This is a genomic window from Paenibacillus sp. J31R120, assembly GCF_056269225.1.
Window position 1 is genome coordinate 17394 of record NZ_JBWDNN010000002.1, and the last position, 19494, is coordinate 36887.

At 53.0% G+C, this 19494-nt stretch carries 21 protein-coding genes; 19 read left to right on the plus strand and 2 right to left on the minus strand.

What is annotated here, in order from left to right:
* The first annotated feature begins 12 nt into the window (after positions 1-12).
* The 11 genes from lgt (at position 13) to AC0YNW_RS06730 (ending at position 9653) form a co-directional block, all read left to right on the plus strand.
* Complete coding sequence (gene lgt, locus AC0YNW_RS06680; protein WP_475831289.1) at positions 13-1017, plus strand: prolipoprotein diacylglyceryl transferase; 1005 nt, start codon at positions 13-15, stop codon at positions 1015-1017.
* A gap of 65 nt (positions 1018-1082) precedes the next feature.
* Positions 1083-1751, plus strand: coding sequence for a pyrophosphatase PpaX (ppaX, locus tag AC0YNW_RS06685; protein ID WP_475831290.1), 669 nt, complete (start codon positions 1083-1085; stop codon positions 1749-1751).
* The gene (locus tag AC0YNW_RS06690; RefSeq protein WP_475831291.1) at positions 1738-2226 is read left to right on the plus strand and encodes an acyltransferase; all 489 of its coding nucleotides are present in this window, start codon (positions 1738-1740) and stop codon (positions 2224-2226) included. The genes ppaX and AC0YNW_RS06690 overlap by 14 nt, the downstream gene beginning before the upstream one ends.
* A gap of 351 nt (positions 2227-2577) precedes the next feature.
* Positions 2578-3804 carry an ATP phosphoribosyltransferase regulatory subunit gene (locus AC0YNW_RS06695; RefSeq protein WP_475831292.1) on the plus strand — a complete coding sequence of 409 codons (1227 nt, stop codon included), beginning with the start codon at positions 2578-2580 and terminating at the stop codon, positions 3802-3804.
* On the plus strand, positions 3801-4445 hold the full coding sequence (hisG, locus tag AC0YNW_RS06700; RefSeq protein ID WP_387477658.1) for an ATP phosphoribosyltransferase: 645 nt from the start codon (positions 3801-3803) through the stop codon (positions 4443-4445). Before AC0YNW_RS06695 ends, hisG begins: the two co-directional genes overlap by 4 nt.
* 49 nt (positions 4446-4494) lie before the next feature.
* The gene (gene hisD / locus AC0YNW_RS06705) at positions 4495-5787 is read left to right on the plus strand and encodes a histidinol dehydrogenase (protein ID WP_475831293.1); all 1293 of its coding nucleotides are present in this window, start codon (positions 4495-4497) and stop codon (positions 5785-5787) included.
* A gap of 92 nt (positions 5788-5879) precedes the next feature.
* Positions 5880-6479: an imidazoleglycerol-phosphate dehydratase HisB gene (gene hisB / locus AC0YNW_RS06710; RefSeq protein WP_387477662.1), complete on the plus strand. Its 600-nt coding sequence runs from the start codon at positions 5880-5882 to the stop codon at positions 6477-6479.
* Position 6480: 1 nt separating this feature from the next.
* Entirely contained in the window at positions 6481-7113 is a 633-nt protein-coding gene (gene hisH, locus AC0YNW_RS06715) for an imidazole glycerol phosphate synthase subunit HisH (protein WP_475831294.1), read from the plus strand.
* Between the two features lie 21 nt (positions 7114-7134).
* Positions 7135-7893, plus strand: a complete 759-nt coding sequence (gene hisF / locus AC0YNW_RS06720; RefSeq protein ID WP_475831295.1) for an imidazole glycerol phosphate synthase subunit HisF — start codon at positions 7135-7137, stop codon at positions 7891-7893.
* Entirely contained in the window at positions 7893-8570 is a 678-nt protein-coding gene (gene hisIE / locus AC0YNW_RS06725; RefSeq protein WP_475831296.1) for a bifunctional phosphoribosyl-AMP cyclohydrolase/phosphoribosyl-ATP diphosphatase HisIE, read from the plus strand. The genes hisF and hisIE overlap by 1 nt, the downstream gene beginning before the upstream one ends.
* Before the next feature lie 132 nt (positions 8571-8702).
* Positions 8703-9653: a ribose-phosphate diphosphokinase gene (locus tag AC0YNW_RS06730; protein ID WP_387477670.1), complete on the plus strand. Its 951-nt coding sequence runs from the start codon at positions 8703-8705 to the stop codon at positions 9651-9653.
* Positions 9654-10273: 620 nt separating this feature from the next.
* On the opposite strand, the gene AC0YNW_RS06735 is transcribed toward AC0YNW_RS06730, so the two are convergent.
* Entirely contained in the window at positions 10274-10606 is a 333-nt protein-coding gene (locus AC0YNW_RS06735; protein WP_475831297.1) for a hypothetical protein, read from the minus strand.
* Positions 10607-10788: 182 nt separating this feature from the next.
* On the opposite strand from AC0YNW_RS06735, the gene AC0YNW_RS06740 reads away from it, so the two are divergent.
* From AC0YNW_RS06740 to AC0YNW_RS06775, 8 genes are all read left to right on the plus strand, one after another.
* The gene (locus AC0YNW_RS06740; protein ID WP_475831298.1) at positions 10789-12546 is read left to right on the plus strand and encodes a tetratricopeptide repeat protein; all 1758 of its coding nucleotides are present in this window, start codon (positions 10789-10791) and stop codon (positions 12544-12546) included.
* 21 nt (positions 12547-12567) lie between these two features.
* The gene (gene trxB, locus AC0YNW_RS06745; RefSeq protein ID WP_387477679.1) at positions 12568-13515 is read left to right on the plus strand and encodes a thioredoxin-disulfide reductase; all 948 of its coding nucleotides are present in this window, start codon (positions 12568-12570) and stop codon (positions 13513-13515) included.
* A gap of 216 nt (positions 13516-13731) precedes the next feature.
* The gene (locus AC0YNW_RS06750) at positions 13732-13854 is read left to right on the plus strand and encodes a hypothetical protein (RefSeq protein ID WP_475831299.1); all 123 of its coding nucleotides are present in this window, start codon (positions 13732-13734) and stop codon (positions 13852-13854) included.
* Positions 13855-14160: 306 nt separating this feature from the next.
* Positions 14161-15111, plus strand: a complete 951-nt coding sequence (locus AC0YNW_RS06755) for an ROK family glucokinase (RefSeq protein ID WP_387477681.1) — start codon at positions 14161-14163, stop codon at positions 15109-15111.
* 12 nt (positions 15112-15123) lie between these two features.
* Positions 15124-16011 (plus strand): RNase adapter RapZ, encoded by an 888-nt coding sequence (gene rapZ, locus AC0YNW_RS06760; protein WP_387478400.1) that lies wholly within the window; start codon positions 15124-15126, stop codon positions 16009-16011.
* Between the two features lie 14 nt (positions 16012-16025).
* Positions 16026-17012, plus strand: coding sequence for a gluconeogenesis factor YvcK family protein (locus AC0YNW_RS06765; protein ID WP_387477683.1), 987 nt, complete (start codon positions 16026-16028; stop codon positions 17010-17012).
* Positions 17013-17018: 6 nt separating this feature from the next.
* Positions 17019-17960 (plus strand): DNA-binding protein WhiA, encoded by a 942-nt coding sequence (gene whiA, locus AC0YNW_RS06770; RefSeq protein WP_387477685.1) that lies wholly within the window; start codon positions 17019-17021, stop codon positions 17958-17960.
* A 103-nt stretch (positions 17961-18063) separates the two neighbouring features.
* Complete coding sequence (locus AC0YNW_RS06775) at positions 18064-18333, plus strand: HPr family phosphocarrier protein (protein ID WP_116047300.1); 270 nt, start codon at positions 18064-18066, stop codon at positions 18331-18333.
* A gap of 245 nt (positions 18334-18578) precedes the next feature.
* On the opposite strand, the gene AC0YNW_RS06780 is transcribed toward AC0YNW_RS06775, so the two are convergent.
* Entirely contained in the window at positions 18579-19493 is a 915-nt protein-coding gene (locus AC0YNW_RS06780) for an L-lactate dehydrogenase (RefSeq protein ID WP_387477688.1), read from the minus strand.
* Position 19494: the final 1 nt, after the last annotated feature.

Consider the following 19494-nt stretch of genomic DNA (forward strand, 5'->3'; position numbering starts at 1 on the left):
TAGATCAAACTAATGGATACGTTCGCGATTAATCCGGTCCTATTCGAGATCGGCGGCTTGTCGATCCGGTGGTACGGACTTATTTTGGGGTTGGGTGCGCTTGCGGGCCTTTTGCTTGCGGTGCGAGAAGGGAAGAGATTCGGCATCAAGCCGGATTTTTTCATGGACTTGCTGTTGCTGGGAGCGCCGTCCGCGATTATTGCGGCGCGCATTTATTACGTAGCGTTCTCATGGGATCAGTATAAAGACCGTCCGCTGGATATGTTTAAAATCTGGGAAGGCGGCATTGCGATCTACGGCGCGATAATAGGCGCGTTTATCTGCGGCATTATCTATGCAAGATATAAAGGTTACCGGTTCCTTAGAATTGCTGACGTTGCAGTACCATCGATCTTGGTTGGGCAAATGATTGGACGCTGGGGCAACTTCATGAACCAGGAAGCGTACGGGGGGCCAGTGAGTGAAGAGTTCCTTCGCAATACGCTGCATATCCCTTCCTTTATCGTTAATCATATGTTTATTGTAGATTCAGCTATTCCGGAAGGCGCCTTCCGCCATCCGGCGTTTCTGTATGAATCGCTCTGGAGCTTGGTGGGACTGGCTGTTCTGTTCGTCCTTCGTCGCCAGAAGTTCCTGCGCGTCGGCGAGCTGACTGCCGCCTACTTCATCTGGTACTCCATCGGCAGGTTCTTTATTGAAGCGCTGCGTATCGACAGCCTGGCGTTTATGGGACCTAACTGGCTGGTATCGCTGATCAATGGTCTGTGGTCGCCGATTAGCGGAGTGTTCGACCAAGGCTATCTGGACCCGGCCTATGGCAATATTCGCATCTCGCAATTGCTGGCTTTGCTGCTCATTATCGGGGCGATCATCTTCATTATTGTACGGCGCGTAACAGGTCAAGCGGATGTGCGTTATTCCGATCCGATCGTGACTACGAAGCCGGAGCGCAACGGCTTAACCGCAGATGGGCAAGATATCGCCACGGCTTCCAAAGCGGGCGAAGACAAGAAGTAATCGTGGACTGAATGTCATCATGGCGGAAAGTCAGTCAGCTTTGTGAATTTAGGAGGCCATACAGCATGAATCAAATTCGCACCATGTTATTCGATCTGGACGGTACGATTCTGGATACGAATGAGCTTATTATCCGTTCTTTCCTGGAGTCGCTGAAGGGGTATGTGCCAGAGGATTTCTGCCGGGATCATATTATCCCGAGCATGGGTCTGACGTTGGCCGATCAAATGAAGCTGTTCTCAGGATTGGACGATGTGGAACCTCTTGTGAAGGCGTACCGTGAAGTCAACTTAAGGTTGCATGACGATCTGGTACGAACGTTCGAATACGTAAACGAAGTGCTGGAGAAGCTTCATCGGCAGGGTATACAGATCGGTGTAGTGACGACCAAAATGAGGCTTACGACGGAGAGAGGCCTCAAGTTCGTCGGCATATACGACTATATTGACACCATTGTAACGATCGATGATGTTACGCATGCCAAGCCGCATCCGGAGCCGGTCCTGAAGGCGATGGGACTGCTTGGAGCCGATCCAGCGACGACTATCATGGTAGGAGACAGCACGGTCGACATCCAGTCTGCGGTCGCCGCCGGAGCGATTGGCGTTGGTGTCGCATGGTCGCTTAAGGGAGGCCAGATTCTGCGGGATGCCGGCGCAACGTATGTCATTGACGATATGCGGGAGCTGTACGCTTTCGCGGGATCGGAGCTGGGGACGCTTGAGAGACGTTGAACGCTACCCCGTTGAAGGACCCAATGCCTTATGGCAGGTCTATTCGACAGTAAGCAGAATAAAGGCGGTACGGAACTTTATATTTATCCAACTGGCTAGATATTGTCCTGTGCTGCCTTGGAAAAATTGGATCTACCGCCGCGTGCTGGGGATGAAGGTCGGTGAGCATACAGCATTTGCTCTGATGGTCATGGTGGACGTCTTCTTCCCGGAACGGATTACGGTCGGAAACAATTCGATTATCGGCTATAATACGACGATACTGACGCATGAGTATTTGATCAAGGAGTATCGTCTCGGCTATGTACATATCGGCGACCATGTCATGATCGGCGCGAACACGACCATTCTTCCCGGTGTTACGATCGGGGACCATGCCGTTGTCGCCGCCGGGTCGGTGGTGCATAAGGATGTGCCCGCCCATGCTTTTGTCGGCGGCAATCCGATGAGGCTAATCGAGCGCCGATTGGACTGAGTGGCTTACGCAAGAGCGTCCTCCAATCAGGAGAGCGAGAACCGGGCTGTCCATAGGTAGTGATGATAGGATTCACAGCAGCGGGGATGTCCTTCATGCAGAGCGAATGGCGCGCAGGCGCTAATCGTGTATGCGGGAGGATGTCCTTTTTTATGAGGAAATAAGATGATTCTGCTATTCAGGAGAAGGCGTTCTGCCGATACAAGGAGAAGCTGGGTTGTTAGGCCTGTAATGGGGCTGTGTCAGCTTGACGGGAGAGCGTTAATCATGCTACGATAACCACTAATATCTTTATTTTGGTAGTATGGTAACACTTTAAATCACTAAAGCATTTAATGAAGGAGAACGGTTATGTCTAAACCAAAGATGTTCGAGAAGCCGACCGGGGCCAAGGACTATCTGCCGGAAGCGGTTCGCAAGCTGCGTCATATCGAGCGCGAAGTGCTGGCCTGCATGCGCGGCTGGGGCTATGAACAAATCATTACGCCAACGATGGAATATTACGATACGGTGGGGGCGGCAAGCTCCACATCCGACCATAAATTATACAAGCTGCTGAATAACCGCGGCACGACGCTGGTCCTCCGCTCCGATATGACGTCCCCTATTGCGCGGGTCGTCTCTTCGCTGCTTAAGGAATCCGACTTCCCGCTGCGCTTGTCCTATCATTCCAATGTGTTCCGTTCCATTGAAGAGGAAGCGGGACGGGAGGTTGAGTTTTTCCAGACGGGTGTCGAGCTGGTCGGTGATTCGTCTGCGGAAGCGGATGCCGAGGTTGTGGCGCTGGCGATTGCGTCGCTTAAGGCGGCGGGCGTGGAGCGCTTCAAGATCGCGATCGGCCATGTCGGCTTCCTGAACGGGCTGCTTGGCGAAGCGCTGCCGGGCCGTACTGAAGAGCAAGAGCTGCTGAAGTCATGCTTGCTGGGGCGTGATTATGTCGGTTATCGGGATCAGCTGCGGAAGCTGTCGCTGGAAGAGCCGGTGCGCGCTGAGCTGGAAGGAATATTGCGGCTGCGCGGCGGCGGAGAAGTATGCGATCAGGCGCTGGAGCTCTGCACGGACGAGACGGCGCGGGAGTCGATTAGCCATCTGTGCGAGATTTGGGATGCACTCAAGGCATATGGCGTCAGCGAGCATGTTTTGATTGATTTGACCATGATCGGCGACTTCTCCTATTACACGGGCATGACCTTCGAAGGCTACGCTGCCGATCTGGGCTTCCCTGTCGTAAGCGGAGGCCGTTATGACAATCTGCTGGCGCAGTTTGGGCGTCCGGCAGGCGCAACGGGCTTTGCACTGAAGACGACGAGAGTGCTCGAGCTTCTGGGCGCAGAAAGCGACGTTGAAGATGAGCGCACGCTAATCGTCTTTGATGCTGCCGGACGCGACGAGGCTCTGGCAGAGGCGCAGCAGCTTCGCGGAGAAGGCGGGCTGGTTGTGACGGTGCGAGCGGATTCACTATCGGATGAGCTGCATAAGGCCGCTCAGTCTGGCAGCTTCCACTATAAAGGGCTTCGCTATACGGCTTTGCAGACGTATATGGCTGGCCAAGGAACGAAAGGAGGCAGCGCAACATGAGCAGCGAGAAGAACATATTGAAGGTTGCGATGCCGAAGGGCAGAATATACAAGCAAGCGCTCAAGCTGTTCCGGGAAGCGGGCATCCCGATTCCGGGCGACTTTGACGATACGCGGAAGCTGATTATTGAACAGCCGGAAGCGAAGATGGAATTTATTATGGCGAAGCCGGTGGATGTACCGACATTCGTCGAATATGGCGTTGCGGATATCGGTATTGTCGGCAAGGACGTACTAATGGAAGAAGACAAGGATGTCTACGAGCTTCTTGATCTGGGCATTGCGAAGTGCCGGATGTCTGTTATCGGACTGCCAGACTGGAAGCCGACGATCCAGCCTCGCGTAGCGACCAAGTATCCGAGTGTCGCATCCGCATACTTCCGCGAGCAGGGGCAGCAGGTCGAAGTGATCAAGCTGAACGGCTCCATTGAGCTTGCGCCGCTCATCGGGTTGGCGGACCGGATCGTCGATATGGTCGAGACGGGCCAGACGCTAAGAGAGAACGGGCTTATCGAGATGGAGACGATCTTCGGCATTACGAGCCGGCTTATCGCCAATCGGGTGAGCTACCGGATGAAGAATGATAGCATCCAAAGCCTATGCGACCGGCTGCAGGATACGATTGCGACGAAGAACTTCTAGATAGAGCAAGATGCGCGGCAGTAAAGCGCAAGGAGAGGAGTGTTGGATCATGCGCATTATGCGTGCGGAGCAATTTGGATTGAAGCGCGAGGTGGAGTACGGCACGCCGGAGCAGAATGAAAGTGCTTTGCGCATTGTGGCAGACGTGAAGGCGGAAGGCGACGCCGCCTTGCTGCGCTACACGGAGCAGCATGACAAGGTGAAGCTGGATGCAGCTTCGCTTCGTGTGACACAGGAGGAGATTGATGCGGCATATGATCGTGTCGATGCTGCTTTCCTGACGGCATTGCGCGAAGCGGCAGCCAATATTCGGAAGTTCCATGAGAAGCAATTGCGCAATTCATGGATGGATCTTCAGCCTGACGGGACAATGCTGGGACAAATCATGCGTCCCCTAAAGCGTGTAGGCGTATATGTGCCCGGCGGCAAAGCGGCTTACCCTTCGTCCGTACTGATGAATGTCATTCCGGCTCAAGTAGCGGGCGTACCCGAAATCGTAATGGTGACGCCGCCGGCTACAGGCGGCAAGGAAGGGATTGATCCCTATATTCTGGTCGCTGCCGCTGAATCGGGCGTGAAGGAGCTGTACCGTGTTGGAGGGGCGCAAGCGATTGCGGCTCTTGCTTACGGTACGGACACGATTGCTCCAGTGGATAAGATTTGCGGTCCAGGCAACATCTACGTGGCGCTGGCGAAACGTGCGGTATTCGGCGCGGTCGATATCGACAGCATTGCCGGACCGAGCGAAATTGTCGTATTGGCGGATGAGTCTGCCGATCCGGTCTATATCGCAGCGGATCTGCTGTCCCAGGCAGAGCATGATGAGATGGCTTCGTCAATCCTGGTTACGCCTTCCGAGGGGCTGGCTCAAGCCGTCTCTGATGAAGTGGAGCGCCAGCTCTCGACGCTGCCGAGACAAGACATCGCCAGAAGCTCGATTGACCAGTATGGAGCGGTCTTGCTGGTCGATTCCCTTGAAGCGGGCATCGATGTGGTGAATCAGCTTGCTCCCGAGCATCTGGAGGTGCTGACGGAGGAGCCGATGCGACTGCTAGGTCTGATTGAGAACGCAGGGGCGATCTTCCTCGGTCCTTACAGCTCGGAGCCGGTAGGCGATTACTTCGCGGGACCGAATCACATCATTCCGACGAACGGAACGGCTCGATTCTCCTCACCAGTGAATGTGGATGACTTTATGAAGAAATCCAGCTTGATCTACTATAGCAGGGAAGCCTTGATGAAAAACGGAGAAAACATTATGACATTGGCCCGTCATGAAGGGCTCGAAGGCCATGCCAGAGCGATTCAGGTTCGACTGGATAAGGAGAACGGCTCGAAGTAGAGCGGACCCCGAGAAACGGGCGCCAGAGTGCGGCTAATCTTTTTGAAAGCAGATAATAAATGAAGGAACTATAGATGGAGGTTGGAGTTACCATGACAGAACAAGCGGTGCGCGAAGCTTCGGTAGCGCGGAAGACGAATGAAACGGATATTTCGCTTAAATTTGCGGTAGACGGAACAGGGCAGGTCAAATTGGAGACGGATGTCCCATTTCTGAACCACATGCTCGACCTGTTCGCCAAGCACGGACAATTCGATCTGACAGTCGATGCGAAGGGGGATATCGATATTGATGATCACCATACGGTAGAGGATATCGGCATTTGCCTTGGCCAGACGCTTCGCGAGGCGCTGGGCGATAAGCGCGGTATCAAGCGTTATGCCAGCGTGTTCGTTCCGATGGACGAAGCGCTTGCGCAAGTTGTTATTGACGTGAGCAACCGTCCGCATTTTGAATACCGCGCGCAATATCCTTCTTCCCAGGTAGGCAGCTTCTCCACGGAGCTGGTTCAAGAGTTTCTGTGGAAGCTGGCGCTGGAGGCGCGCATTACGCTGCATGTTATTGTGCACTACGGCCAAAATACGCATCATATGATCGAAGCCGTATTCAAGGCTCTGGGTAGAGCGCTTGACGAGGCGACCAACATTGATCCTCGCGTGCAAGGAGTTCCATCGACGAAGGGAATGCTGTAAGATGATCGCGATTATCGATTACGGCATGGGCAATCTCCATAGTGTCAGCAAAGCGGTGGAGCGTCTCGGTTATGAGGCGGTCGTGACGGCTGATCCGCAGCAAATTATGGAGGCGGACGGCGCGATTCTGCCGGGTGTGGGCGCATTTGGCGACGCGATGCAGAACTTGCGCAACACTGGACTGGACGAAGTTGTGAAGTTTTACGCGACATCGGGCAAGCCGATCCTTGGTATCTGTCTTGGCATGCAATTGCTGTTCGGAGAGAGCGAGGAGTATGGCAAGAACGAAGGTCTGGACTTGCTTCCGGGTCAAGTGATCCGATTTAGCGGCGACTTCAAAATCCCGCATATGGGCTGGAACAAGCTGAGCTTCCTGCAAGGGGACTCTCCTTTATTCCAAGGGCTTGAGGAGGGGCATGTCTATTTCGTCCATTCCTTCCACGCGAAGCCGGGCCTGGCGTCCGACTTGCTCGCCACGACGGATTATTATGGACCGGTCACAGCTATCGTAGGCCGCGGCAGCGTATACGGCATGCAGTTCCACCCGGAGAAAAGCGGGGATTTGGGTATGGCGCTGCTAGGCAACTTCCTGACTTTGACGGGAAGCGGAAAGCCGCAAACGGCATTGGTCTGATAGGGAGAGGGGAGAGAGAACATGCTGGCAAAACGAATTATTCCTTGTCTGGATGTCAAGGATGGTCGCGTCGTCAAAGGCGTGAACTTCGTGAATTTGCGCGATGCGGGAGATCCCGTTGAGCTTGCGGCAACCTATGACCGCGAGGGAGCGGATGAGCTTGTCTTTTTGGACATTTCGGCATCCGTTGAAGGCAGAGCGACCATGATTGAGGTTGTAAAGCGTACCGCTGGAGAAATTACGATTCCGTTCACAGTAGGCGGGGGCATCTCACATGTCGATGACATGACCAGATTGCTTCGCGCTGGAGCGGACAAGATCGGCATTAATACCGCTGCCATTAAAAATAAATCGCTTGTATCCGATGGCGCGCGCCGCTTCGGTTCGCAGTGTATCGTCGTCGCGATCGACGCCAAGTTCAACCCGGAGTGGGGCGAATGGGAAGTTTATACGCATGGCGGACGCCAAGCGACAGGCATTCGCGCGCTGGAATGGGCTCGAGAGGCGGAGAAGCTGGGCGCGGGCGAGCTGTTGCTGACGAGCATGGACGCAGACGGCACGAAGGACGGCTTTGACGTGAAGCTGACGGCTGCTGTATCGGATTCCGTCGGGATTCCGGTTATTGCATCCGGCGGTGCAGGTCAGATTGGGCACTTCCATGAAGTGTTCGAGGAAGCGCGCGCAGACGCGGCTCTCGCGGCAACGATCTTCCACTACAAGGAAATGACGATACAAGAAGTGAAGGATGATTTGCGCAGGAAGGGAGTCGAGGTCAGATAATGGGAACAGTAGAGATACAGGAGCAGATCAAATGGGATGCGGACGGTCTCGTACCGGCTGTCGTGCAGGACGCGCAGAGCAAGGAAGTGCTCATGCTGGCTTACATGAATCGGGAGTCGCTCAAGCTCTCGATTGAGTCGGGCACAACATGGTTCTGGAGCCGCTCGCGCAGCGAGCTGTGGAACAAAGGCGCGACGAGCGGACATACGCAGCAGATTGTCTCCATGGCCTATGACTGTGACGGGGATACCTTGCTCGTCCGTGTGAATCAGCAGGGACCGGCTTGCCATACGGGCAGCTACAGCTGCTTTTACAATTCGATTGCTGTTGAAGGCGAAGGGACTACAGAAGGCGCGGAGCCAGTTGCCGATCGATTCGGTATCCTGGGCCGTCTGGAGGGTGTTATTGCTCAGCGTGATGCGGAGCGTCCATCCGGCACGTATACGACATATCTCTTCGACAAAGGCGTCGACAAAATCCTGAAAAAAGTCGGAGAAGAGTCCGCCGAAGTGATCATTGCAGCGAAGAATAAGGACAACGACGAACTGCGCAGCGAAGCGGGAGACTTGCTCTTCCATCTCATGGTTCTGCTCCGTGAAAGGGGACTTCCGCTTGACGATATCATGTCCGAGCTGGAGAGCCGCCACGGCAAGCCGACGACGAATAAGATGAGGTAAATGCTGGAAGACATGACTTTGTCGAAAAATAGTAGCAATACTTTTTGAATTATCGGTAAATCAATGTATAATAGGACAAGTAAGAATGATCGAAGGTTTAAATTATTTGGTTGAAACGCTCAGGAGGGTATCATGTTAAGCGACAAGGTGCGTATTTTTTCGGGTTCGTCAAATCCGGTATTGGCTCAGAAAATCAGCAGCGAACTAGGACTGAACTTAGGTGCAATCAAGCTGTCCCGTTTCAAGAGCGGCGAGATCTATGTCCACTACGAAGAAACGATACGGAATTGCGACGTATTTTTGGTTCAGTCGTTCTCGCATCCCATTAACGAGCATTTCGTTGAATTGCTTGTCATGATCGATGCGGCGAAGCGTGCTTCCGCAAGAACGATTAACATCATTATGCCGTACTACGGATACGCACGCCAGGAACGCAAGGCTGCTCCGAGGGAGCCGATCTCGGCGAAAATGCTGGCAGATGTGCTGACGACAGTAGGCGCTACGCGTGTCATTACGATCGATCTGCATGCTCCCGCTATTCAAGGCTTCTTCAATATTCCGGTAGACCACATGACGGCGCTTGATCTGATCAGCGACTATCTGAAGTCGAAGAACATTAAGAACCCGGTTGTCGTATCGCCGGACGCAGGCCGTGCATCCACGGCGGAGAAGCTGGCCAACTATCTGGACACTTCGTTTGCCATTATGATCAAGAAACGTCCAGCTCACAACGAGTCGTCCATTACGCATGTAATCGGCGATGTTGCAGGCCAGACACCAATCATTATCGAAGACCTGATTGATACGGGCAATACGATTGTCAATGTTGTCGAAGGCTTGAAAGAAAGAGGCGCGGAGGATGTATACGTCTGCGCGACGCACCCGCTCTTCTCCGGAACCGCAATTGAGCGTTTGGATCATCCCAATATTAAAGAAGTCATCGTAACCGATTCCATCATGTTGCCGGAGACGACCCCGGACCGCTTCAAAATTCTGTCGGTCGCGCCTCTGCTAGCGGAAGCGACACGCATTATTTTGGACGGCGGCTCGATCAGCACCCTGTTCAAAAACAAAGGTGTATAGCGCTTATAGGCTTCAGTAATTGCATATCGACGAAGAGAGAATCGCGGGCGGCTCATGCTGTCCGCGATCTTTTCGACTTTTGGGATATCCAATAATCTTACGTGTTGAGTTCTGCGGGGCTATGGTATAATCGTAAAAAACGGGAACGGGACAGAAAGGGCGATTAGAATTGCCGCTGTTCGCGGACGCACGACGCAGTGTGTTTTTGCTGTTGAAGCCGAAGGTGTGCGTGACGGTGCGCAAAGGTTTGCGCTATGCTGTGTCGTTTTATGTTTCGATGATTTTACTATTTTCGGCTGTTTCGTATGATGCAGCGACGATGCCGAGGATGAGGGGACGCAAAGGGGCCGGCTGGTTGCAGGTAACTTTTGAAGTCGTCCGATTGCATGCCATGAGCCGAGGAGAGCATATACTTTTCGAGGGAAACGCCTGATTGAAAAGGTGATGTGAATTGGTGCAGAATGGTATGGGCAAGGGCATACGGTAGTGGTTGATTGGAGCTGGAAGGTTTGAAGTTGCGTTTTGCATGCGTGAAACGTTGTTAGCGCTCGGTGATCGTTGATTGAGCCGCATGGTTGGAAAGGGCTGCGCAACGCGGTTTTGCTTATGCAAAACGTAATTTACGTTTTATTGATGAAGAGTAAAGAGCGGGGAGCGGGCTCGGCGCAGAGCTGTAAGCCGAGAAACTCGGCTTGCAAGGCGGGAAGAAGCTCCGCGGAGTGCTGTAAGCCGAGAAACTCGGCTTGCAAGGCGGGAAGAAGCTCGGCAGTGTGCTCTAAGCCGAGAAACTCGGCTTGCAAGGCGAGAATGAGCTCCGCGGTGTGCTCTAAGCCGAGAAACTCGGCTTGCAAGGCGAGAATGAGCTCCGCGGTGTGCTCTAAGCCGAGAAACTCGGCTTGCAAGGCGGGAATGAACTCGGCGGAGTGTTGTAAGCCGAGAAACTCGGCTTGCAAGGCGGAGTGAGACGATCCGAATGATGAACGAGCATATAAATGATGAGATATAGCATACAAAGTTGTTTTGTTAGCGCAAAACTGCTAAAAATGTACGAAGGTTGTTTTGCTGATGCGAACCATGCTGTGATGTACGAATGGCAGGTAGGCAGGAGCAAAACATACAGGGAGGTGCCTTGCGAATGAAGGGAAAGAAACGTATGGCTGTCAATGAAGGAGCAGGAACCAAAATTATACCTATACAATGGGACGCTACGTTCTTTTTCGAGCGCGCGGTCCGTTCGCTGGACCGGTATCATTATGATAAGGCACTGAAGTACTTCCGCAGAGCCGTTGAATATGAGCCGGATAATCCCGTGAACCATTGCAATATGGCGGGCATTATGTCGGAAATGGGTAACTATAAGGAATCCAATGAAGTATTAAGCTGGATTCTAGAAGAGCTGGACCCCGAGATGACAGAATGCCACTTCTATATGGCCAATAACTTTGCCAATATGGAGATGTATGAATCGGCAGAGCAGTCGCTTGTCCAGTATCTGCAAGAGGATGCGGAAGGTCATTATTTGGATGAAGCCGAAGAAATGATGGAGCTGCTCCATTATGAACTAGAGAGGCCAGCGCCGCTCAAAAATATTAAGTCCCGCCAAGGCATGGTAGAGCATGACCAGGCACGGGCGTTGCTGGAGGAAGGGAAGTTTACCGAGGCTGTGCGCATTCTGGAAGAGATTGCGGAGCAGCAGCCCGACTTCCTCGCGGCACGCAACAATCTGGCTTTGGCCTACTACTATATGGGGTTGTTTGATAAAGCCAAGGCTTGCATCCAGGGCGTGCTGGAGCATGAGCCGGGCAATCTTCATGCGTTATGCAATCTGGCTATCTTCTATCAGCATGAAGAAAATACGGAAAGCCTGAAAGAACTGGTCGAGCTGCTGGCGAAAACAGTGCCGTTCCATCAGGAGCATGCATTCAAGCTGGCGACGACAATGGGAATACTAGGCGAGCATGGCGTCGCCCGCCGTCACTTCATGAGGCTGATTAAGGATGGAGAGGCACAGCAGGACCCTTGTTTGCATCATTATGCAGCTGTTGCTGCCTATAACTCTGGACGGCTGAACGACGCGGAGCGTTTGTGGAAAGGCACGATGAAGCTTGATCCGGCATCGGGCGTAGCTTCTTATTATCTGGATCAGCTTCAGCTCATTCAGAGAGGTGAGGCTGCTCCGCCGATCAGCTACCATTATCATCTGCCGTTCGAGGAGCAATTCAAGCTATGGGAGAAGTCATCGGATGGGATGCCGGATCATTTGAAGCGCGATCCGCTCGTCCGCTCGTCCTTCTTCTGGGCGCTGCGGCATGGCGATCAGCATACGAAGCTGCAGGTGATTCAGGCATTCGGCATGATTGCCGATAATGAAGTGAAGGATGTGCTGCGCGCCTTCCTGATGGAGCCGGAGGAAGACGATTATTTGAAAAAAATCGCCGTATTCGTGCTCCGTACAATGGGCGTACAAGAGCCGCTTCAGGTGATGCTGGAAGGCAAGGAGTCGGTTATCGAGCCGAATCGCGTACCTTCGAGGCTGCCCGAATGGGATGATAAGTGGGAAGCGGTGGCGCAGGCGGCCATCAGTCGCATGAGCAAGCATTATGATCTTGTGCAGCAGCATGATATGATGACATTATGGGTTGAATTTCTAACCAGGGTCTATCCCAACGTTCCGAAGCTCACGAAGCCGGAGGGCTGGGCGGCGGCACTGGAATATTTGACAGCGAAGATGCATCGCCGCGCGATATCGTACCATGAGGTGTCACTTCGATACGGCACTTCTATTGCAACGGTGAGCAAGCATGTGAAGCTAATCGATGAGGCTTGCGGCATCAAGGAGAAGATGAAGTCGATCAACTCCGTATTTTTTGCGCAGCAGCCAACAGAAGACTAATTTGATCATGAGGTGAAGCAGATGTACAAATCCATTATTATCGGTACGGGTCCTGCCGGACTGACGGCTGCGATCTATCTGGCACGCGCCAACATGAACCCGCTTATTATTGAAGGACCTGAGCCGGGCGGCCAGTTGACGACCACGACGGATGTGGAAAATTTCCCAGGCTTCCCTGAAGGCATTATGGGACCGGAGCTAATGGACAATATGCGCAAGCAAGCGGAGCGCTTCGGTGCGAAGTTTATAACGGGCTGGGTGAACAGCGTCGATATGTCACAGCGTCCGTTCAAGCTTCAAGTAGAAGGTCAAGGCGAGATCGTCGGCGAAAGCTTGATCATCTCCACAGGCGCCTCTGCCAAGTATCTCGGCATCCCTGGCGAGAAGGACAATGTGGGCAAAGGCGTCAGCACTTGCGCGACCTGCGATGGATTCTTTTTCCGCGGGAAAAAGATTATCGTGGTGGGCGGCGGCGACTCCGCGATGGAGGAAGCGAGCTTCCTGACTCGCTTCGCAACGAATGTCGAGCTGGTGAATCGCCGTACGGAGCTGCGTGCGTCGAAGATCATGCAAGATCGTGCGCGTGAGAACGAGAAAATCAGCTGGAGCCTCAACCGCACGCCGGTGGAAGTTGTGGCGAACGGCATGGGCGTTACAGGGCTGAAGGTCAAGAACAATGAGACGGGCGAGGAAGAAGTCATCGAGACGAACGGGATCTTCATCGCAATCGGCCATACGCCGAACACGAAGTTCCTCGGCGGCCAGATCGATACGGATGAGCAAGGCTACATTAAAGTGAAGCCGGGTTCATCCGAGACGAACGTACCGGGTGTATTTGCTTGCGGCGACGTTCAAGACAACAAATATCGCCAAGCGATTACGGCTGCGGGCAGCGGCTGTATGGCGGCATTGGACTGCGAGCGGTTCCTTGAGGGACATATCACGCAGGATTGGAGCCAATCGCTTTAAGCAATTGGAGCAAGCGGAAAGGACTGCGGGGTTGATTCCAATCCTGCAGTCCTTTTCATATGCAGCTGTCGTGTAAGTGGTATAGCGGTAATGCTAGTTGAAAGGTTTGGCGATCGTCACAATGTGAGATCGGAACTAACCCCGTACCCTTTGCAGAAGCACCCCCTCTCCCATTTGTTAAATGTTACAATTATTGGTGTGGGGGAGGCGATGCTCGTGAACACGAAGCGAATGCCATTAGGTCCGGAGAGCGGTGACAAGGCAGGCATGTACAGCACAACGAAATTCGGAATGTTTTATATCGTAGATGATACCTATGTGCTGACGGTTATGGAGTAAAGTCCGGTTGATCCTTGGAATGGATCGCCTATCGATCAGGTGATTAAGGGGATACAAGAGATGAAGGAATCATAATGCCAGCAGGGTGGCGTCTTCGTCTCTAGCTATGAGGCTATGAGAGCTCCTTGGAATCGCCTTCACGGACGCTTCTACGAGGCACTTACGTATCGCAAAATGTCAGCAGTGATGCGGCAAATGGGCACTTTTTGCGCGTGCTGGGGGTGGTGGATTGCGCTTGACCGAAGCGGTTACAACGCTTATAGTTGGAACAGAGAACGTTAACTTTATGGATGAGGTGGCTTTGTCATGTCTGAGAAGATTTACATTGGAGTCGATGTCGGTGGTACTACGATCAAGGTAGGCATCTGCGATGCGGAGGGACATTTGCTCCACACGTTTGAAGGGCCGACGGGAACAGGTAAAGGAACGGACGTCATCCTTCATAATATTGCGGATTATGCACGGGAGATTGTGAAAGAGTCGCCTTTTGAATGGGAACAGGTTGAGGGTGTGGGCGTAGGAATCGCCGGCTTCCTTGATATTCCAAGAGGCTTTGTGAAGTTTTCTGCGAATCTATATATTGAAAATACCGATCTGAAAGGCTTTCTGGAGCAAGAATTGCAGAAGCCGATTAAGGTTAACAATGATGCGAATGTGGCTGCGCTGGGCGAAGCATGGGCTGGCGCGGGCAAAGGCATCGACAACTGCGTGTGCTACACGCTTGGCACGGGCGTAGGCGGCGGCATCATTATCGGCGGCCGTATTGTGGAAGGCTTCGCAAGTATGGCGGGCGAGCTCGGCCATGCTTCGATCGTCCCTGATCTGGAAGCAATCCAGTGCGGATGCGGCAAGATGGGATGCCTGGAGACGGTATCCTCCGCTACGGGCATTATTCGTATGGCAAAGGATGCGGTAGAGCGCGGAGACCGCACAACTTTGACGGGTCTCGAGGAGATTACGGCGAAGGATGTCGTTGATGCGGCGAAAACCGGTGACGAAGTGGCGGCGCGTATCGTGAGCCGCGCAGCATTCTACTTGGGCAAATCAATGTCCACGCTGGCTATATTGCTGAACCCGCAATATTTCATTATCGGCGGTGGCGTCTCCAAAGCGGGCGACTTCCTGTTCGATCAGATTCGCGAAGTGTTCGAGAAGTATACGCTTGACCAGGCGAAGGAAGGCGTGAAAATCGTTCCGGCTACGCTGGGCAACAATGCGGGTATCGTCGGAGCGGCAGGACTTATTCTAAGAGGATAGTAGGTGTCTCTCATGGAAACGACAGCGACATTGGCGAAGCTTGTCATAATTACCGGTATGTCGGGTGCGGGCAAAACAATTGCTGTCCAGAGCCTTGAGGATCTCGGATTTTTTTGCGTCGATAATCTGCCTCCGGTACTTATTCCGAAGTTCGCGGAATTAATCGAGCAGTCGAATGGTAAGATAGGAAAAGTAGCACTTGTCATCGATCTCCGCGGCAGGGAGTTTTTCACTGCGCTTGCGGAGTCGTTAGCGTATATCAAAGAGCATCATACAATCAGCTGCGAGATTCTGTTCCTGGATGCGACCGACGAGGTGCTGGTGCAGCGCTATAAGGAAAGCCGCCGCCGTCACCCGCTTGCTCCGCAAGGGTTGCCGCTCGACGGCATCCACAGCGAGCGGCGCATGCTGGAGGACCTCAAGGGTTCCGCATCGCAGGTTATTGATACGAGTAACTTAAAGCCGCTTAAATTGAAAGAGCGGATTATTAATCATTTTACTCATTTGGAGCAAAATAGCTTGTCGGTTAATGTGACGTCATTTGGCTTCAAATACGGCATTCCGATCGACGCCGACTTGATCTATGATGTGCGTTTCCTGCCGAATCCGCATTATGTGGAGCATCTGCGTCCCAACACGGGGCAAAATCCGGATGTCTATGAATATGTGATGAAGTGGCCGGAAACCCAGCAGTTTCTAACGAAGCTCCTTGATATGCTGCAATTTCTCATACCGCTCTACCGCAAGGAAGGCAAGAGCCAAGTGGTTATCGGGATTGGTTGTACAGGCGGGAAGCATCGCTCTGTCGCGATCGCGGAGTATTTGGGCCGCATGCTTGGCAGCAGCGATACGGAGCGGGTGCGTGTCAGCCACCGCGATTCCGAACGAGATAAGCACTGACACGGGGTGAGAGCATGCAGACCATACAGAAAATAGTCAGACGTCCCAAAATCGTCGTCATCGGCGGCGGTACGGGACTGTCTGTCATGCTGCGGGGGCTTAAGGAGAAGCCGCTCGACATTACCGCTATCGTCACGGTAGCGGATGACGGCGGCAGCTCCGGCATATTGCGCAACGAGCTGCAAATACCGCCCCCCGGCGACATTCGGAACGTCCTGACGGCGCTGGCGGACGCGGAGCCGCTGCTGACCGAGGTGCTTAAGTATCGGTTCCCGAACGGCACCGGACTTGCGGGTCACAGTCTTGGCAATCTAATGCTGGCCGCCATGACGGATATCTCCGGCGACTTCGTATCAGGAATCCGGCAGCTCAGCAAGGTGCTGGCGGTCAAAGGGCGGGTGCTGCCTGCCGCCGACCGGGCCATCGTACTGAAAGCGGAGATGGCGGACGGTACGATTATTACCGGGGAATCGATGATTCCGAAGGCAGGGCAGGCGATCAAACGGGTGTTCCTGGAGCCGGCCGATGTCGAGCCGCTGGCTGAAGCGGTGGAGGCGATTGAGAGCGCGGATGCGATTCTGATCGGGCCTGGCAGCTTATACACAAGCATCATGCCGAACCTGATCGTACCGAAGCTGGCGCAAGCCATTGTGGAATCAGAAGCAGTAAAGCTGTTCGTCTGCAATGTCATGACGCAGCCGGGCGAGACAGACAATTATTCAGTAAGCAATCATTTGGATGCGATTCATGCGCATATCGGTCATCATTTATTCGATTATGTCATTGTGAATGACGGAGAAATTCCGCCGCAGGTGGAGAGCCAATACGCCGAGCTGGGCGCGAAAGCAGTCCATCTGGATATGGCAGAGGTCGAAAGCAGAGGCTATAAGGTCATTGCCGACCGGCTTGTATTATTTCGAAAGTTTCTGCGTCATGACGCGGAACGGTTAAGCCATCATATTTATAAACTAGTGGAGAACTGGATGTTAAGAAAGAGGTGAGGAAGAATGTCTTTTGCGGCGCAGACCAAGAAGGAACTGACATTAATTGAATCGGACAGCTGCTGTGAGCGTGCCGAGCTATCGGCCCTTATCCGGATGAACGGTTCGGTCAGCCTATCCAGCCGCAAGGTCGTTCTGGACATCTCGACGGAGAATGCGGCCATTGCCAGAAGAATTTATTCGTTGATCAAAAGGCATTTTGAAGTCCATGTGGAGCTGCTCGTTCGCAAGAAGATGCGGCTGAAGAAAAACAACGTTTATATCGTCCGTATGCCTACGAACGTACAGGAAGTGCTGAGCGAGCTGTGCATCGTATCGGAAGGCTTCATGTTCAACGATGGCATCGACAAGGAGATTGTACGCAAGCCTTGCTGCAAGCGTTCGTATTTGCGGGGCGCATTCCTCGCAGGAGGCTCGGTCAACAATCCGGAGGGGTCGTCGTACCATCTGGAGATTTCGTCGATGTATGAGCAGCATTGCGGCGCGCTCGTGGATCTTGCGAATAAGTTCGACCTGAACGCGCGGTGTATCGAGCGCAAGAAGGGCTTTATCTTCTACATCAAAGAAGGCGAAAAAATTATCGAATTGCTGAATATCATCGGCGCACATCAAGCGCTGTTCAAATTCGAGGATGTGCGGATCATGCGCGATATGCGCAATTCCGTCAACCGGATCGTCAACTGCGAGACGGCCAATCTGAACAAAACAATCGGAGCGGCCGTAAGACAAATCGACAATATCAAGCTGCTGCAGAAGGAAGTTGGACTGGAGAGCCTGCCTGAGAAGCTGCGTGAAGTGGCGGAGATCAGGCTTCAGCATCCCGATTTGAACCTGACGGAAGTAGGCGAGATGCTTCGCGGAAAGGTCAGTAAATCCGGCGTCAATCATCGACTTCGCAAAATCGACGAATTAGCCGAAAAAATCCGGGGCGGTTCAACTTTTGCCTAGTGCAACGGCTTGTATGATGATATAATAAGGTGTAATTGGCTTATATTATTCAACATTTCCCACGTGATAAAGCTTTTAGTAAAATATAGGGGGTAAGATTTCCATGACCAAGCTTCCGGTTGTCGTTCGTCTGAAGACGGGGCTTCATGCGAGACCAGCAGCGTTATTCGTACAAGAAGCGAACAAATTCTCCTCCGAGGTATTTGTAGAGAAAGACGATAAGAAGGTTAATGCCAAATCCATTATGGGGATTATGAGTCTGGCAATCAGCTCTGGCACAGAAATTTCGATCAGCGCGGACGGGTCGGACGCCGAACAGGCTGTAAACGCTTTAGTCGCTCTTGTCAGCAAAGAGGAATTGGATAACCAATAAGAGGAAAGAAGTGGCTTTGTCGCATGACTTGTTCGCGCGCCAAAGCGGCTTCTTTTTTATTTATGCGTCTGTATTTTTCGATATGCGAAAAGCCTTCCTTCACTCTGAATGATCGGTATCCGGCTGCAAGCCTAAAGCTTGCGGTGGATGCCGTCCAGGAGTAGAAGGAAGGCTTTTTTGTTATGCATGCATGAGATTGAAAGAAAGCGAACTGATCACTTGTCTTATCGACTGCCTATCGAGCTTCAGCCCTCAAGTGTAGCAAGGATATTCTTCAATTTGTCTGCCGATTGGGTGAAGAGATCTTGCTCGAGATCGGTAAGAGTCAGCTCCAGCGTCGAGCGAACGCCGCTCCGGTCGATGATGCATGGAATTCCCAGATAAGCATCCGATACGCCAAGGTAGTTCTCCAGCAGAGTCGAGACGTTCAAGACGGCTCCTTCATCGTCCAGAATCGCTGTGCAGATGCGGTCTAGCGCCAGTGCGATGGCGTAGTAGGTTGCGCCTTTCGCTTGAATGATCTGATATGCGGCGTCGCGAGTATTCAGGAAAATCTCGTCTTTGTCCTCTGCGCTCAGTTGCAGCTCGGTTCCGGCGACGTTCGCGAGGCTCCAGACCGGAAGCTCCGAATCGCCGTGCTCTCCGATGATGTGAGCGTGTACGCTGCGAGGATCGATATGCAGCTTCTGTCCGATCAGATAGCGGAAGCGCGCGCTGTCGAGCAGCGTGCCCGAGCCGATCACGCGATGCGCTGGCAGGCCCGACTTCTTCCACGATCTGTAGCTCATGATGTCGACCGGATTGGATGCGATAAGCAGAATTGCATCTCGCGTATGAAGGAGCACTTGATCAATGATGCTGTCGAAGATCGCGATATTTCTTTTCAAAAGATCGATCCGCGATTCTCCGGGCTTCTGCGCTGCGCCTGCCGTAATGATGATAATATCGGCTGTTTTGCAGTCTTCATAAGTGCCTGCCCAAACCTTAGCGCCGCCCAGGTAAGGCATGCCGTGGTTCATATCCAGCGCATCTCCTGCGGCCTTATCAGCATTGGCGTCAATGAGCACCAGCTCATCCATGCGATTGCGAAGCAGCAAAGTATAAGCGGTCGTCGAGCCGACAGCTCCCGTACCGATGATGACGATTCTTGATTTTTTCATA

What these genes read in the sequence shown, in the direction of transcription:
- lgt (WP_475831289.1), top strand. Translation starts at nt 13, where the DNA reads ATGGATACGTTCGCGATTAATCCGGTCCTATTCGAGATCGGCGGCTTG.
- ppaX (WP_475831290.1), top strand. Translation starts at nt 1,083, where the DNA reads ATGAATCAAATTCGCACCATGTTATTCGATCTGGACGGTACGATTCTG.
- AC0YNW_RS06695 (WP_475831292.1), top strand. Translation starts at nt 2,578, where the DNA reads ATGTCTAAACCAAAGATGTTCGAGAAGCCGACCGGGGCCAAGGACTAT.
- hisG (WP_387477658.1), top strand. Translation starts at nt 3,801, where the DNA reads ATGAGCAGCGAGAAGAACATATTGAAGGTTGCGATGCCGAAGGGCAGA.
- hisD (WP_475831293.1), top strand. Translation starts at nt 4,495, where the DNA reads ATGCGCATTATGCGTGCGGAGCAATTTGGATTGAAGCGCGAGGTGGAG.
- hisB (WP_387477662.1), top strand. Translation starts at nt 5,880, where the DNA reads ATGACAGAACAAGCGGTGCGCGAAGCTTCGGTAGCGCGGAAGACGAAT.
- hisH (WP_475831294.1), top strand. Translation starts at nt 6,481, where the DNA reads ATGATCGCGATTATCGATTACGGCATGGGCAATCTCCATAGTGTCAGC.
- hisF (WP_475831295.1), top strand. Translation starts at nt 7,135, where the DNA reads ATGCTGGCAAAACGAATTATTCCTTGTCTGGATGTCAAGGATGGTCGC.
- hisIE (WP_475831296.1), top strand. Translation starts at nt 7,893, where the DNA reads ATGGGAACAGTAGAGATACAGGAGCAGATCAAATGGGATGCGGACGGT.
- AC0YNW_RS06730 (WP_387477670.1), top strand. Translation starts at nt 8,703, where the DNA reads ATGTTAAGCGACAAGGTGCGTATTTTTTCGGGTTCGTCAAATCCGGTA.
- AC0YNW_RS06740 (WP_475831298.1), top strand. Translation starts at nt 10,789, where the DNA reads ATGAAGGGAAAGAAACGTATGGCTGTCAATGAAGGAGCAGGAACCAAA.
- trxB (WP_387477679.1), top strand. Translation starts at nt 12,568, where the DNA reads ATGTACAAATCCATTATTATCGGTACGGGTCCTGCCGGACTGACGGCT.
- AC0YNW_RS06755 (WP_387477681.1), top strand. Translation starts at nt 14,161, where the DNA reads ATGTCTGAGAAGATTTACATTGGAGTCGATGTCGGTGGTACTACGATC.
- rapZ (WP_387478400.1), top strand. Translation starts at nt 15,124, where the DNA reads ATGGAAACGACAGCGACATTGGCGAAGCTTGTCATAATTACCGGTATG.
- AC0YNW_RS06765 (WP_387477683.1), top strand. Translation starts at nt 16,026, where the DNA reads ATGCAGACCATACAGAAAATAGTCAGACGTCCCAAAATCGTCGTCATC.
- whiA (WP_387477685.1), top strand. Translation starts at nt 17,019, where the DNA reads ATGTCTTTTGCGGCGCAGACCAAGAAGGAACTGACATTAATTGAATCG.
- AC0YNW_RS06775 (WP_116047300.1), top strand. Translation starts at nt 18,064, where the DNA reads ATGACCAAGCTTCCGGTTGTCGTTCGTCTGAAGACGGGGCTTCATGCG.
- AC0YNW_RS06780 (WP_387477688.1), bottom strand. Translation starts at nt 19,493, where the DNA reads ATGAAAAAATCAAGAATCGTCATCATCGGTACGGGAGCTGTCGGCTCG.